The 13,863-nt window shown below is 67.6% G+C and carries 17 protein-coding genes; 6 read left to right on the plus strand and 11 right to left on the minus strand.

The window, feature by feature from the left end:
• Nucleotides 1–29 precede the first annotated feature (29 nt).
• Entirely contained in the window at nt 30–239 is a 210-nt protein-coding gene (locus tag ACWGCN_RS13145; RefSeq protein WP_452457728.1) for a hypothetical protein, read from the minus strand.
• A gap of 180 nt (nt 240–419) precedes the next feature.
• On the opposite strand from ACWGCN_RS13145, the gene ACWGCN_RS13150 reads away from it, so the two are divergent.
• A complete protein-coding gene (locus ACWGCN_RS13150; RefSeq protein ID WP_378655707.1) occupies nt 420–872 on the plus strand; it encodes an SRPBCC family protein in 453 nt (150 codons plus the stop codon).
• A 50-nt stretch (nt 873–922) separates the two neighbouring features.
• Here the strand turns inward: ACWGCN_RS13150 and ACWGCN_RS13155 are convergent, their stop codons facing one another.
• Nucleotides 923–1,372 (minus strand): MarR family winged helix-turn-helix transcriptional regulator, encoded by a 450-nt coding sequence (locus tag ACWGCN_RS13155; RefSeq protein ID WP_378633870.1) that lies wholly within the window; start codon nt 1,370–1,372, stop codon nt 923–925.
• A 114-nt stretch (nt 1,373–1,486) separates the two neighbouring features.
• Here ACWGCN_RS13155 and ACWGCN_RS13160 point away from each other — a divergent pair, with 114 nt between their 5' ends.
• The gene (locus ACWGCN_RS13160) at nt 1,487–2,431 is read left to right on the plus strand and encodes an SMP-30/gluconolactonase/LRE family protein (protein WP_452457727.1); all 945 of its coding nucleotides are present in this window, start codon (nt 1,487–1,489) and stop codon (nt 2,429–2,431) included.
• Here ACWGCN_RS13160 and ACWGCN_RS13165 read toward each other — a convergent pair.
• Complete coding sequence (locus ACWGCN_RS13165) at nt 2,418–3,194, minus strand: alpha/beta fold hydrolase (protein WP_387445571.1); 777 nt, start codon at nt 3,192–3,194, stop codon at nt 2,418–2,420. The genes ACWGCN_RS13160 and ACWGCN_RS13165 overlap by 14 nt on opposite strands.
• Before the next feature lie 41 nt (nt 3,195–3,235).
• On the opposite strand from ACWGCN_RS13165, the gene ACWGCN_RS13170 reads away from it, so the two are divergent.
• The 3 genes from ACWGCN_RS13170 to ACWGCN_RS13180 all read left to right on the plus strand — a co-directional run bounded on the left by ACWGCN_RS13170 (nt 3,236) and on the right by ACWGCN_RS13180 (nt 5,343).
• A complete protein-coding gene (locus ACWGCN_RS13170; protein WP_378991182.1) occupies nt 3,236–3,922 on the plus strand; it encodes a ZIP family metal transporter in 687 nt (228 codons plus the stop codon).
• A 106-nt stretch (nt 3,923–4,028) separates the two neighbouring features.
• A complete protein-coding gene (locus ACWGCN_RS13175) occupies nt 4,029–4,829 on the plus strand; it encodes a DUF6585 family protein (RefSeq protein WP_378991184.1) in 801 nt (266 codons plus the stop codon).
• A gap of 55 nt (nt 4,830–4,884) precedes the next feature.
• Entirely contained in the window at nt 4,885–5,343 is a 459-nt protein-coding gene (locus tag ACWGCN_RS13180) for a suppressor of fused domain protein (protein ID WP_452457751.1), read from the plus strand.
• A gap of 9 nt (nt 5,344–5,352) precedes the next feature.
• Here ACWGCN_RS13180 and ACWGCN_RS13185 read toward each other — a convergent pair whose 3' ends face one another.
• The 3 genes from ACWGCN_RS13185 to ACWGCN_RS13195 form a co-directional block, all read right to left on the minus strand.
• On the minus strand, nt 5,353–5,694 hold the full coding sequence (locus ACWGCN_RS13185; protein WP_379318224.1) for a hypothetical protein: 342 nt from the start codon (nt 5,692–5,694) through the stop codon (nt 5,353–5,355).
• Between the two features lie 87 nt (nt 5,695–5,781).
• Complete coding sequence (gene groL, locus ACWGCN_RS13190; RefSeq protein WP_266294031.1) at nt 5,782–7,407, minus strand: chaperonin GroEL; 1,626 nt, start codon at nt 7,405–7,407, stop codon at nt 5,782–5,784.
• A 242-nt stretch (nt 7,408–7,649) separates the two neighbouring features.
• Nucleotides 7,650–8,381, minus strand: coding sequence for a Clp protease N-terminal domain-containing protein (locus tag ACWGCN_RS13195; RefSeq protein WP_379315686.1), 732 nt, complete (start codon nt 8,379–8,381; stop codon nt 7,650–7,652).
• Nucleotides 8,382–8,453: 72 nt separating this feature from the next.
• On the opposite strand from ACWGCN_RS13195, the gene ACWGCN_RS13200 reads away from it, so the two are divergent.
• Nucleotides 8,454–9,704: a hypothetical protein gene (locus ACWGCN_RS13200; RefSeq protein ID WP_452457726.1), complete on the plus strand. Its 1,251-nt coding sequence runs from the start codon at nt 8,454–8,456 to the stop codon at nt 9,702–9,704.
• Nucleotides 9,705–9,803: 99 nt separating this feature from the next.
• On the opposite strand, the gene ACWGCN_RS13205 is transcribed toward ACWGCN_RS13200, so the two are convergent.
• From ACWGCN_RS13205 to ACWGCN_RS13225, 5 genes are all read right to left on the minus strand, one after another.
• Nucleotides 9,804–10,886 (minus strand): NAD(P)/FAD-dependent oxidoreductase, encoded by a 1,083-nt coding sequence (locus ACWGCN_RS13205; RefSeq protein WP_378991194.1) that lies wholly within the window; start codon nt 10,884–10,886, stop codon nt 9,804–9,806.
• An 84-nt stretch (nt 10,887–10,970) separates the two neighbouring features.
• Complete coding sequence (locus ACWGCN_RS13210; RefSeq protein ID WP_452457725.1) at nt 10,971–11,888, minus strand: RNA polymerase sigma-70 factor; 918 nt, start codon at nt 11,886–11,888, stop codon at nt 10,971–10,973.
• Nucleotides 11,889–11,923: 35 nt separating this feature from the next.
• Nucleotides 11,924–12,805 carry a CDP-alcohol phosphatidyltransferase family protein gene (locus ACWGCN_RS13215; RefSeq protein ID WP_378633841.1) on the minus strand — a complete coding sequence of 294 codons (882 nt, stop codon included), beginning with the start codon at nt 12,803–12,805 and terminating at the stop codon, nt 11,924–11,926.
• A complete protein-coding gene (locus ACWGCN_RS13220; RefSeq protein WP_364403759.1) occupies nt 12,802–13,515 on the minus strand; it encodes a phosphatidylserine decarboxylase in 714 nt (237 codons plus the stop codon). The genes ACWGCN_RS13215 and ACWGCN_RS13220 overlap by 4 nt, the downstream gene beginning before the upstream one ends.
• A gap of 70 nt (nt 13,516–13,585) precedes the next feature.
• A complete protein-coding gene (locus ACWGCN_RS13225) occupies nt 13,586–13,858 on the minus strand; it encodes a GlsB/YeaQ/YmgE family stress response membrane protein (RefSeq protein WP_101465422.1) in 273 nt (90 codons plus the stop codon).
• Nucleotides 13,859–13,863 lie beyond the last annotated feature (5 nt).

Genomic DNA, 13,863 nt, shown 5'->3' on the forward strand with positions numbered 1-13,863 from the left:
GCCGTAGGGATTCTCGTCGCCGGACAGCTCTACGTGGCGCTGCCGATGCTCGGCGACCCGACCGAGGCGCAGGACACCGCCCGCGGCGCGGCGACCTGGACAATCCCTGCTTTCAGGCTCGCCCACCGCGCCGGCCCTCCGGTCACCGGCCCGTCGTGGAACCGGTGGAGCCCGGTGATCGCCGGGAGTCCGACGGCCTTGTCCACCCCTGCGGTGATCGCGATGCGGAATTCGAGCACGGGTCCCGCCGTGAGGGGTTCGCCTCCGTGTTCCGCGCGCCGCGATTGGTTCTGCGCTGCCTCAGCCGCCGCGCCCGGGTTGCGATCAGCCTGCAAGAATCCACCTACGGGCGGAGGCCGGTCCCCATGGGGGTGCCTATGCTGAGCGTGACAGCCCGTCACGCATACCCGGAGGCACCGTTGCCGAACACTCTCGAAGCCAGCATCGACATCGCCGCACCGCCGGAGAAGGTCTGGTCGGTACTCGCCGATCTGCGCCGCATGTCCGAGCTCAGCCCGACAACCCTGAAGATGGTCGCGCTCGGTGGCGTTCGCGACGGCGCCTTCACCGTCAACGTCAACAAGGTGGGCTGGAAGGTCTACCCGACCACCTCGCGGATCGTGCGCTTCGAGCCGAACAAGGCGCTGGCGTTCCGGATGAACGAGAACCGCACGGTCTGGGCCTACGAGCTCGAGCCGACCGCCACCGGCACCCGTGTCGTCGAGACGCGCACCGTCGACGCCAAGGGCCTGCCGGGCTGGCTGCGGGGCACGATCAAGGTCGCCATGGGCGGCGAGGAGAAGTTCGAGGCCGACCTGGTCTCGGGGATGCACGAGACGCTGAGCAAGGTGAAGGTCGCCGCCGAGCGCTGACGCCGAGCTACGCCTGAGCCCGCCGGAACCTTCCGGCGGGCTCTTTTTCGTCACGGCAGGTTGTCGCGGATCTCGTCGAGTGCCTGCGCGCTGCGCGTGAGCAGTTCCTGCACCGCCGCCAGTTCCGCCGCGGTGAATCGATCGGCCAGTGTGCGCTCCACCGCGATCGCGCGGGTGTCGGCATCGGCCATCACCGACCGTCCCGCCTCGGTCAATCGGGTCTCCAGCACGTTCTTGTGCCACTCGTGCGGGGTCCGATCCACCAGGCCGCGCTCCTGGAGGTTGGTCAGGACGGTGTTCATCGTCGGCGGGGTGACGCCGGCCAGCCGGGCCAGGGCGGCCGCCGAGATGCCGGGGTTCTCCGCGAGGTGCAACAGCGCGCTGTACTGCGCGACGGTCAGCCCGGCCGGTTTCAGCGCGGCAGTCTTGGTCGCGATCAGGGCTTGCTCGGCGCGCTTGATATACGAGCCGAGCCTCTCGGCGGCGGGCATGGACGTCATGGGTGCATGATATCCGCCCATCACTTCATAACTCCCTTGACGATCATAACGACTCTAATTTACATTACTGCCTATCGCTTGATGTTCAGCATTACATCACTGAGAGGCTTCATCATGTTGCGAACCATTGCCGTCGCCACCGCATGCCTGGCCCTGACCGCGTGCGGGACCTCGCCTGCCACACCCACGCTGAGCACGGCCTACGAACTGCCGGGCAGCGCCGTATATCCCGAGGGCATCGGCTTGGACGCGCGCAACGGTGACACCTATGTCGGGTCGTTCGCGGACGGAGCCGTCTACCGGGCGACGGCCGACGCCGCGCGCGCGGAGGTGTTCCTGCCCGCGGGCGCCGACGGCAGGAAGACAGCGAACGGCGTGAAGGTCGATCGGAGCGGTCGGCTGTGGGTGATCGATTCCGGTGTGGGCGTGAGTGTGTACGACACCGGGTCACGCGCACTGCTCGCGAAGTTCGCAGTACCCGGTGACGCACCACGTTTCGTCAACGATCTGGATTTCGGGGCGGACGGGTCCGCCTACCTGACCGACAGCGTGCGCAATGTCGTCTACCGAGCGGTTGTCGGCTCCCGTGACGAATTGACCGTGGCCTACGACCTGACCGCCACCCTCGGACCGCGTGAGCCGAAGGTGTTCGAGCTCAACAGAATTGTCGCCGACCCGGCCGGGACGTATCTGATCGTCGTCGCCATGTCAGCGGCCGAGCTGTACCGCATCGACCTCACCGGCGGCCAGGAAACGATTCGCAAGGTGGCGCTGACCGGTGGCGATGCGCGCCACGGCGACGGCTTGGACCTGCGCGGGGACACCCTGTGGATCGTTCACAACCTCGACAACACCATCAGCCGCTGGAGCCTCGGCGACAACGGCGCCACCGCCACCCGCACCGGCGAATTCCACGATCCCGCGCTGAATGTTCCCACCACGATGGCGCATTCGGGCGAGCAGGCGCTGATCGTCTCCTCACAGTTCGACAAGGGCGGACCGCTGGGGGCGCAGGGCACACCGGGGACGTTCGTGGTCTCCGCCGTCAGTGGGATCTGATGAATTCGCCCAGCACGGAGACGAACTCGTCCGGTTGCTCGACCTGGGGCGAATGGCCCGCGTGCTCGACGAGGTGGGTGTCGGCGCCCGCCGCGGCGAAGCGGGCGAGGGTCTCGGTGCTGTCGTAGAGGTTGTCGTGACGGCCGTGGACGGCGAGGACGGGCTGGTCGAGGGCTTGCGCGCGGATGTCGAGCGGGGCGGCCGCGAAGTCGGCGGCACGGCCGCCCACCGCGTAGGCGAGGCCGCCGGGAAGGGCAGTGCGGAAATCGCGGACCAGCGCTTCGGCCAGGCCGGGCGCCGAGTCGTAACGGAATCGGGGCGCGAAGACCGAACGGTTCGCCAGGCGGATCACCGGTCCGGGTGTCCACCGTTGCGCCAAGCGCACCGACCACGGACGGACCACCCATCTCGCGGCGGTCGGGATGCTCGCGGCCCGGTAGTCCGGGGCCTGGCCGACGACCACGACGCGAGCCACCCGATGCGACGCGGCGGCGAGTTCCAGCGCGATCTCGGCGCCGAACGAGTGGCCGACCACCGTCACGTCGGTGAGGTCGAGGTCGTTCATGAGGGCGACGAGCGGAGCGGTGCGGGCCGCGGCGCTGAAGTCGCCGTCGGCGCCCAAGTCGTGCATGTCCACGCGGATCACCCGGAAGGTCGCGACCATCCGCTCGGCGACCGCGGCGAACCAGTCGACCGAGCCGGGGATGCCGTGCAGGAACACGATCGCCGGTGCCGTGGGTTCGCCTTCGTCCACAACCAACACGTCAACCACCCTAGTCGCGCACGGCCGAATAGGCTCTCGGCATGTCTACCGCCCTGCTGTACGGCCTCGGTACCGCGGTCCCGCTGCTGATCGGGGTGGCGGTGGGGCTGCGGTGGACGCTGCCGAAAGCCGTGCTCGCCGCGATGATGGCGTTCGGCGCGGGCACGATGATCGCGGCGATATCGGAGGAGCTCTTCGCGCCCGCCTTCCACCGCGACGGCGCGCTGCTCGCCGGCAGCGCGCTGTTCGCCGGTGCGGGGGTGTACGTGGTCGCCAACCATCTCATCGAGAACAAACTGGGGCCCGCCGCAATCGGCTGGGCGTTGCTGCTCGGGACGGTGCTCGACGGCGTGCCGGAGAACCTCGCACTGGGTGTATCCCTCAGTGGCGGAGGCGGATTGGTGTTGGTGGTCGCGATCGCGGCGGGCAATGTGCCCGAAGCGGTCAGCGGGGCGGTACTCATGCGCGAGCAGCACGGGTTCGAGGCGGGCCGGACCTTCGCGCTCTGGGCGGTGACCGCCGCGGTGCTCGTCGCGGTGACCGTGCTGGGAAACGCTTACGCCGACTCGGTTTCGACGACCGCGATCAGCGCGGTCCAAGCGTTCGCGGGCGGCGCCACGATCGCGGTGCTGGCCGACTCGCTCGTCCCCGAGGCCTATCGCGAAGGCGGCTGGTGGGTCGGAATGGCAACCGCGGCAGGATTCTTCGTCGCTTTCGCCATCGGCTGAGCCATTCCGCCCGGTCGCGGCCAGAATTTCATCTCCGTACCGGTGGCAATATTCCGCCGGTTCGCATACGCTTCGCCGCGGATGAAAACGCCTCTTGGAGGGACGAGTGATCACTCCGAACAGGCCGGAGGACGTAGCCGATGCTCGGCACGCGGTGCCGTTGACCCAACTGATACACCTGATGGCGGAGTATCAGCAGCTCGGCGCGCACCGTGACACCTTTCTCGCCACCCCCGCCGACGACACCTTCGTGCGCGGCTGTGGCATCGTCGCGGGCTGTATCGCCACCATCGGCATCATCGTCGCGGCCGTCGGCGGATGGCAGGGCGGTGTGGCACTGCTCGTGATCGCCGGCGCGCCCGTCCTGCTCGCACTGCGCCGCGGGGTGATCAACCGGCAGAACCGCGCCGCCCGCATCGACCTGTTCGACCAGGGCGTCACCGTCTACCGCTCGGGTCAGCGCGTGGCCGGATTCCGGTGGGACAGCACCGAAGTGCGTCAGCACGCGATCCCGTTCCACGACACCACCCCCGTCACCTACCTGCTGGAGCTGTCGGGCCCCGGCGGTGTCGAAGCGACCATCGACGAAGAGGGTTTCGCCCGCGCCCGTGAATGGGCCCGCGCCATCCAATCCGCCGTCACCGCAACCCAACTCCCCGCCGCGGTGGCCGCCATCGACAACGGCGAAACCGTCCCCTTCGGCGACCTCTCCCTCTCCCTCGACGCCCTCACCTTCCGCAGCGAAGCCCTGTCCTGGGAAGACATCCAGCTCATCGACGCCCGCAGCGGCCACATCCGCATCAAACTCTCCGGCGTGTGGATGTCGCTGGCCCCCGTCAGCACCATCCCCAACTTCTACATCTTCAACGAACTAGCCGAACGCCTCCGCCTCACACCGGTCGGCTGAGCTCGCACGAACCCGCCTGCTTGATCAGCTGCATACCGATCACTTTCATTAATACATAAGTTTCGGAATGACCGAGCTGGACGAGAAGGAATCCCAGAATCCCGACGAGTCCGGTTGGGGCTTCGAATTCACGTTCCGCCTCACCCGTCGGCCCGAAGAACACGAGGCGCCGGTGTGGCCGGTCGGCTTCCTTCAGAATCTGGCTCGCTACGTCTACTCCTCGGGCAACTGGTTCGAAGCTGGTGACCATGTCGATGCCTGCCCCGCAATCGCCGATGCCCTCGTCAATCGCCTCCCCCACGGCAGAACACTGACGATCTCCGGCGACGGACGCTCGATCACCTTCTCCCCCTCCGACTCCGATTCAGGGGGCGCCGCCCTCGACGAAGGCGTTCTTACGCTCGATCTTCTCCCCACCGAGCTGAGCGCGCTGGTAGCAGCGCTCCACAACACCAGCCCTGGCCCGCTCCCCATCCGCCCACAACTGGTCATCGCATTCGACCACGAGACGTGACTCACCCGACTACCCGTCCGACGGCGGTGCGAGATCCTTCTTCGCCAGGTCGTTCAGGCTCGAACAACCTATCCACAACATCGCCGCACCGATGATGACCCGCACCGAGTCCAGGACATTGTTGATCATCTTCACGTCCGCGTAGTTGGCGCCGGACTTCGACATCGCACACGAGTTATCGTCTGGGGCCATGTCGTAGCTGGTGAAATCCAGGACGAGGGGGCTCCAGTCGTGACATGTGACCGTGCCGTCGACCAGGTCGAGCAGACCCGACAGGATCGCCCAGCCGCAAATTATCCCCATCAGTACACAGAACAACCAGTACTTGCGGACCGTGTGGACGATCGCCACGTTCACTCCCCTATTTCATGCCGAAGACCGGCCCACCGAGTGGTGGACCGGTCTACGTGATTTGCGTTGGGCTAGCTGATCAGCGGATCAGAAGTCCATGCCGCCCATGCCGCCGGTGGGGTCGCCCGCGGGGGCGGACTTCTCCGGCTTGTCGGCGACTACGGCCTCGGTGGTGAGGAAGAGCGCGGCGATGGAGGCCGCGTTCTGCAGGGCCGAGCGGGTGACCTTGACCGGGTCGGCAACGCCGGCGGCCAGCAGGTTCTCGTAGACACCGGTGTCGGCGTTCAGGCCTTCGCCCTCGGGGAGGTTGGAGACCTTCTCGGCCACGACGCCGGGCTCGAGGCCCGCGTTGAAGGCGATCTGCTTGAGCGGGGCCGACAGCGCGACGCGCACGATGTTGACACCGGTCGCCTCGTCAGCGGTCAGGCCGCTGAAGCCGTCGAGCGCGGGGGCGGCCTGCAGCAGCGCGACGCCACCACCGGCAACGATGCCCTCTTCGACGGCGGCCTTGGCGTTGCGCACGGCATCTTCGATGCGGTGCTTGCGCTCCTTGAGCTCGACCTCGGTGGCGGCACCGGCCTTGATCACCGCGACGCCGCCGGCCAGCTTGGCCAGACGCTCCTGCAGCTTCTCACGGTCGTAGTCCGAATCCGAGGACTCGATCTCGGCGCGGATCTGCGCCACGCGGCCCTTGATGGCCTCCGCGTCGCCCGCACCCTCGACGATGGTGGTCTCGTCCTTGGTGATGACGACCTTGCGCGCGGTGCCGAGCAGCTCGATGCCTGCGGTCTCCAGGGAGAGGCCGACCTCTTCGCTGATGACCTCGCCACCGGTGAGGATGGCGATATCGGCCAGCTGGGCCTTGCGACGGTCACCGAAGCCGGGCGCCTTGACAGCGACGGACTTGAAGGTGCCACGGATCTTGTTCACGACCAGGGTCGACAGGGCTTCACCCTCGACGTCCTCGGCGATGATCAGCAGCGGCTTGCCGGCCTGGATGACCTTCTCCAGCAGCGGCAGCAGGTCCTTCACGGTCGAGATCTTCGACGACACCAGCAGGATGTACGGATCCTCGAGGACCGCTTCCTGACGCTCGGGGTCGGTCACGAAGTAACCGGAGATGTAGCCCTTGTCGAAGCGCATGCCCTCGGTGAGCTCCAGCTGGAGCCCGAAGGTGTTGCTCTCCTCGACGGTGATGACACCTTCCTTGCCGACCTTGTCCATCGCCTCGGCGATGAGCTGGCCGATGGCCGGGTCGCCCGCGGAGATACCAGCGGTAGCAGCGATCTGCTCCTTGGTGTCGATCTCCTTGGCGGTGTCGAGCAGCTTGGCGGTGACGGCCTCGACGGCCTTCTCGATGCCACGCTTCAGGCCGAGCGGGTTCGCGCCGGCCGCGACGTTGCGCAGACCTTCACGCACGAGCGCCTGGGCGAGCACGGTGGCGGTGGTCGTACCGTCGCCGGCGACGTCGTCCGTCTTCTTGGCGACTTCCTTGACCAGCTCGGCGCCGATCTTCTCGTACGGGTCCTCGAGGTCGATCTCCTTGGCGATGGACACACCATCGTTGGTGATCGTGGGGGCGCCCCACTTCTTCTCGAGTACGACGTTGCGACCCTTCGGGCCCAGCGTCACCTTGACAGCGTCGGCGAGGGCGTTCAGACCCCGCTCGAGACCGCGACGGGCCTCTTCGTCGTACGCAATTGTCTTGGCCATTGCGTTGAGATCCTCCACATGTCTATGGCTGACACACGAGACGACCACAGGTTGGATCGCCCCAAAGTACGCTGGCCAGGAGGTGCCCGCGACGGACGACCGAGGGTGTCGATGGAACCCGATCTCACCGTCCCGACCTGGCACTCAACAGTCACGAGTGCCAAGCCATTTTTAGCACTCAGGTGGTGAGAGTGCAAGGTCGCGCCCAGCGCGCAGGACACACCGGGCGCGCCCCCGCGTTCTCAGGCCTCGTCCTGCACCGAAGCCAGGAACTGATTCAGCAGCTCGACGAGCTCGGCCTCTACGACGGCCTTGTCAAGGCCCAGACCGCTGAGTACGCCCGCGCCGTTCTCCTGTTCCAGCAGAGCCAGCAGGATGTGCTCGGTGCCGATGTAGTTGTGACCGAGCCGCAGCGCCTCGCGAAAGGTGAGCTCGAGGACCTTCTTCGTGTCGCCGTCGAAGGGGATGAGCGCGGGCACGTCACCGTCGGCGGCGGGCAGCGAGGCGGTCGCGGCAGCGCGCACGGCGTCCAGTGCGACACCCCTGGCGATGATCTCCTTGGCGGCCAGACCTTCTGACTGGCCGATCAGGCCGAGGATCAGATGCCCGAGCGCGATCTGGCTACTCCCCGAGGCGCGGGCCGCTTCCTGCGAGCCGACGACCACCTGCCGGGCCCGGTCGGTGAACTTGGCGAAGCCCGCCTGCGGATCCATGGCGGCCGCGTCGCTCGGACCCTTGGGCACGAATCGTTTCTGCACGGCCTGCTTGCTGACGCCCATGCTGGCGCCGATATCGGTCCAGGAGGCGCCGGAACGGCGAGCCTGGTCGACGAAATGGCCGATCAGGTGGTCGGCGGTCTCGCCGAGGTGATTGGCGGCGACCACCGCGTCGGAGAGTTGGTCGAGGACGTTGTCGGGGCGGGCCTTCTTGATGCCGTCGATGAGGTCGTCGAGGCGAAAGTTCGGAGTGCTCATGCGTCAACCATAGGTTGACGATGCTGGATCGTCAACGATTGGTTGACGGCAAATTCCTGGCAGAGTGTCGCCATGGGGAGAATTCGGCGCTGGGCGCCGCGCGTGGTGGGGATCATCGTGACGGCGGCGTGCCTGATCGGAGCCGGGCGACTGCTGTGGCCGCAGCCGGGCCTGGACGGGCAGCCCGGGTCGACCGCGCGCCAGCTGGCCTTCGTGCGTGACGCGCTCGACGACGGCTCGGATACCGCTGCGCAGCAACTGTTTCCGGAGGGGTACGTCTTCTCGAACGTGCTCTACGGCCTCGCCTGGGTACAGGCCGCGCACACCGATCCAGGACTGCGTGACAACGCGCTCCGCGAAGCACGCTGGGCGCTGGCCAGAACCGAATCCGACGAGGGCCGTGCGGTTTTCAGCCCCGGGTTGCAGCCCGCGTACGGAGTGTTCTGGGCCGGGTGGACCAACTGGCTGCGGGGCGCGATCCTGTCGCTCGATCGCTCCGATACCACTGCGGTGCACCAGTTCTCCACGCACAGCGCCGAGATCGCACAGGCGTTCTCCGCGGCCGGCACACCGTTTCTCCAGGCCTATCGAGGTCAGGCGTGGCCGGTCGATTCGACCGTCGCGGTGGCTTCCCTTCGCCTGCACGACAAGCTGTTCGGGGCGCAGTACACGGCAGTGATAGATCGCTGGCTCGCGCAGGCCGAGACCCGCCTCGACCCCGCGACCGGCCTACTGCCGCATCAGGTTTCACCGACCGACGGATCGATGCTGACCGGCGCCCGGGCAACCTCACAGACAGTGATACTTCGATTCCTGCCCGAGATCGACCCAGCATTCGCGAAGAGCCACTACGCGCGGTACCGAGACCGATACCTGACCTATCCAGGCGGTTTCGGGCCCGCCATTCGCGAATATCCGAAGGGTGTCGACGGGAGCGGTGACGTCGACTCGGGACCGTTGGTCGCCGGAGTCAGCCTTTCCGCCACTGTCGTCGCCCAGGGCGCCGCCCGCGTGAACGGCGACAGCGACTTGGCGGCCGCGATCGGCTCCGCAGGTGAGCTGCTCGGACTGCCGATCGGCCTGCCCGGCTCCAAGCGGTACGCCTTCGGCCTGATGCCCATCGGGGACGCGTTCGTGGTGTGGTCGTCTACGGCACGTCTGCTGACCGAGCCGACGACGGCGCTCGAACGAGATGTGCGCTGGTGGTGGCGGCTTCCATGGCTCAGCGTGCTCCTCGCGATCGCGATCGCGCCCTGGGCACGGCCGCTGACCCGACACGCTCGACGCCGGTGGCCGCGCCGCAGACGAGACACCGCCACCTGACCACACCGGACGACCCCGGCGCGATCGCCCCACTTCGCGGCCCCCGGTCAGATCTGACCCAACGGCCGCGAAAAGGGCGATTACGCCAGTCCGGTCGGACTATCGCAGGCCGACCGTGAAGGCCGTACCGCGCACGATCAGTTCCTTGATCAGCGCCCCGACACGGCCCGTGAGCACCGTGCTCGTCGGGGTGTCATCGGCCTTGACCACCTGGAACACCGCGTCACGGCGGCCCAGGCTGATGCACTGCGCGACGTAGCGGCCCTTCATCGGCTCGGGTTCGCGGCCACGCGCCCGCGCCGTGATGGCCCCGACAACGTACTGGCCGGCGGGAATCGCTGTCGCGCAAGCCATCCGCAGCGGGCGGCCGTCCACGCCGACCATCAGCGCGGCGTCGCCGACGGCGTAGATGTCGGGGTGCGACACCGAGCGCAGCGTGTCGTCGGTGCGGATACGGCCGTCGTCGGCGACCTCCAGACCCGCGCGACGAGCCAGATCGGGGACGGTGAAACCGGTGGTCCAAACGGTGGTATCGGCGGGCACCAGGGTGCCGTCGGCGAGGCGAACCGCATCGGAGAGCACCTCGACAACCTTGACACCGGAACGGATTTCGACGCCGGCCCGCGTGAGCGCGTCCCGGATCAACTGGTGCGCGCGCGGCGAGAGCCAAGCGCCCGGGTCCTCGGTGCCGAGCAGGCTGATCCGCGAATCCGGCTGCGACTCAGCGAGTTCGGTGGCCAGTTCGATGCCGGTCGGGCCCGAGCCGACGATGACGATCTGACCCGACAGTTCCGTCAGGTCCTCGGCGGTGGCGACGAACTTCGCGTGCTCGGCCGCTCCGGGCACGGCGTCGCGGTCGGCCTGGCTGCCGAGCGCGTAGACGAGGGTGTCGTAGTGCAACGTCCACTCGCCGTCCAGGGCGACGATCTTGCGATCCGGGTCCAGGTCGGTGACCCGCGCCTGGAGGAATTCGATGCCCTTGCGTCCCAGCGACTTCCGCAGGTCGAGCCGCTTGACCGGCTGACCGGCGGCGGCCTGGTGCAGACGCACCCGCTGCACGAATTCGGCGCGGCCGTCCACGACAGTGATCTGGGAGTCGCGAGTCTTCTTCGCGAGGGCACGGGCCGCGGTGAGTCCCGCGTACCCGGCGCCGAGGACGACGATCCGATGCTGACCGGTCATGGTGTGGCTCCTTCTCTCGAAATGCCTACACACACCAGACCGATCAGCCCCCGAGTTCCTGACAGGTTCTCGAAGTGATCTGGATCACATTGTTATGGCGCCCAGTTTGATCGGGTTCACGACCGTGCGGACCGCCGCGATCGAGCCCGCTTCGTCGAAGTCGAACACGAGTACACCGGCCGGAATCTCGTCCTGGATCAGGATCAGGCCCACGTCGCCGTTGATCTCGGTGAATTCGAACCGCGACGTGGGGCTGAGGAAACGCCGCAGGTTGGACAGGTAGCGCGCGACCACATCGCCACCGACCACCGGGATCTTGGCCGCGACCACCCGGCCGCCGCCATCGGCGACCGACACCACGTCGTCGGCGAGCAGTTCGCGCAGACCGGCCACATCGCCGGTCGAGGCCGCTTGCAGAAACTTCTCGATCATCGTGCGCGCGTGCTCGGCCGACACCACGAAGCGCTGCTTACCGGTGCGCACCCGCTGACCGGCCCGATGGAATATCTGCTGGGTGTTGGCCACGGTGAGGTCGAGCATCTCCGCGATCTCGCCATGGGAGTAGCCGAACGCCTCACGCAGCACGAACACGGCGCGTTCGATCGGGCTGAGCCGTTCCATCGCGGTGAGCACCGCCAGGGACACCGATTCGCGTTCCTCGACGGTGCCCAGCGGACCGAGCGCGCCGCCGCCGGTCGGTACCGGCTCCGGCAGCCACTGCCCGACATAGGTCTCGCGCCGGGCGCGAGCCGAAACGAGCTGGGTACGACACAGATTCACGGTGACGGTCGTCAACCACGCTTCGGTATTGGCGATCTCGGCGTGGTCGGCCAGCGCCCACCGCAGGTATACCTCCTGCACGACGTCCTCGGCCTCACTCGCCGCACCGAACATCCGGTACGCAAGCGAGAACAGCCGCGACCGATGCTCCAGAAACTCAGTGATATCGGTGGCCGGCGCCGCGGGGTCCTCGGGTGGCGGAGGTGGCGTTGATTGCTCCATGTCGAAACGTCCAGTCGCGAGGGTCGGATGCCTGGTCAGTCGTCGTTGCGCGGGCGACGCAGGCGCAGGCGCGCCGAGCCACGGATCGCCGGTCGGCGGATCGCGGGCATCCGTCGCTGCGCCCGCCGTTGGGCCCGCCGCTCAGCCGGCTTGTGCTGCCAGGTCTCCGGCCGCGCGGCCACCCAGCGGGCCGACCGCCAGGCGAACGGGATGTGCGCGAGGTAGAGCGCGACCAAGATCAGCAGCAGCACGATCGGGTACGTGACCAGCAGCGCGGCGGCCAGCGCGGTGAGCACCAGCAGCCCGGCCGCGGCCTGCGGAGCGACCGACACCGACTTCATCGCCAGGGTCGGGATGGTGCTCACGCACAGCAGCGCGGCGAAGACCGTCCAGGCGGCGACGAAGGCGAAACCGTCCCACCAGCCGTCGCCGAACTGCACCTTCAGCGCGATCGGCACCAGCGCGATCAGCGCTCCGGCGGGCGCGGGGACACCGACGAAGTACTCACGCGCCCAGTTGGGCCGGGAATCGTCGTCGAGCAGGGTGTTGAAGCGGGCAAGGCGCAAGACCAGGCTCACCGCGAACAACAGCGCGACGATCCAGCCCGCGCTGTTGCCGTCGAGCAGGGTCACGTAGATGACCAGCGCGGGCGCGACGCCGAACGAGATCGCGTCCGAGAGCGAATCGAGTTCGGCGCCCATCTTGCTGGTGGCGTCGAGCATGCGCGCGAGCCGCCCGTCGAGCGTGTCCAGCACGGCGGCGGCACCGACCATCGCCAGCGCGATCCCGAGCTCACCGTCGAGCCCGAACTTCACTGCCGACAGGCCGGCGCACAGCGCGAGAATGGTGACGACGCTCGGCAGCAATCGCACCGAGCGGGGTCGTTTGCGAGGTGCTGTGCGAGCCTGCTCGATCATCCCAGCACAGCCAGGACTGTTTCGGCCCCGATCGTGCGCTGCCCGGGGGCCACCAGCAGTTCGGTGCCGATCGGGAAGTACGTGTCGACGCGAGACCCGAATCGGATCAGGCCGTAGGTGTCACCGATGGTGAGCAGGTCACCGACGCGGGCATCGCAGACGATGCGACGGGCCAGCAGTCCGGCGATCTGCACCACGACGACCTGCTTACCGTCGGCGGTGTCGATGACCATGCTGTTGCGCTCGTTGGCGTCGGAGGCCTCCGGCAGATCGGCCGAGAGGAACTTGCCCGGCTGATGCAGCACCTCGCGCACGGTTCCGGACACCGGAACGCGCTGCACGTGCACATCGAGCACCGACAGGAAGATGCTGACGCGCGGCAACGGCTGATCGCCGAGTCCGAGCTCGACGGGCGGCACCGCGGTGTCGACCAGCGCCACCTCACCGTCGGCGGGCGCGACCACGATGCCCGCCCGGTTCGGCGGCACGCGATGTGGGTGCCGGAAGAAAGCGGCGCAGGCGGCGGCCGAGGCCAGACCGGCCCTCCGCACCCATTTATTACGTCCGCCGATGACCGCCACTGCCAACGGCACCGCCACGAACGGCAGTCCGGCGGGATGTAGTGGGGGTACAGCGGCCCGCACCAAGTCGACGACATGTCCGACGCCGGTGGTATCGGGCGTGCCGGGCGGGGTGGGGCGGCGTGCCACGGGCTCCCTCTTTCGTGTGATGACTACAAGCGATCACACCTTACGGGAAGCCCGGGGCAAGCACCTGTGGTCAGTGGACCGATTTACGCCCGGTGAACAGCTTCACCAGGTACAACAACACGCAGGCGCCCACCAGACAGGTGATGAAGCTGAAGATCCAGCCCGCGCCTTCCACATCGACGCCGAACAGACTCAGCACGAAGCCGCCGAGTAGCCCGCCGATGATCCCGACCACGATATTGAGCAGGATGCCCTGCTGCGCGTCGGTCTTCATGAACTTGCTCGCGATCCAACCGGCCAGACCGCCGATGATGATCCAACTGATGATGCCGAGTCCGAGCATGCTGT

The organism is Nocardia sp. NPDC055050, from assembly GCF_053608345.1.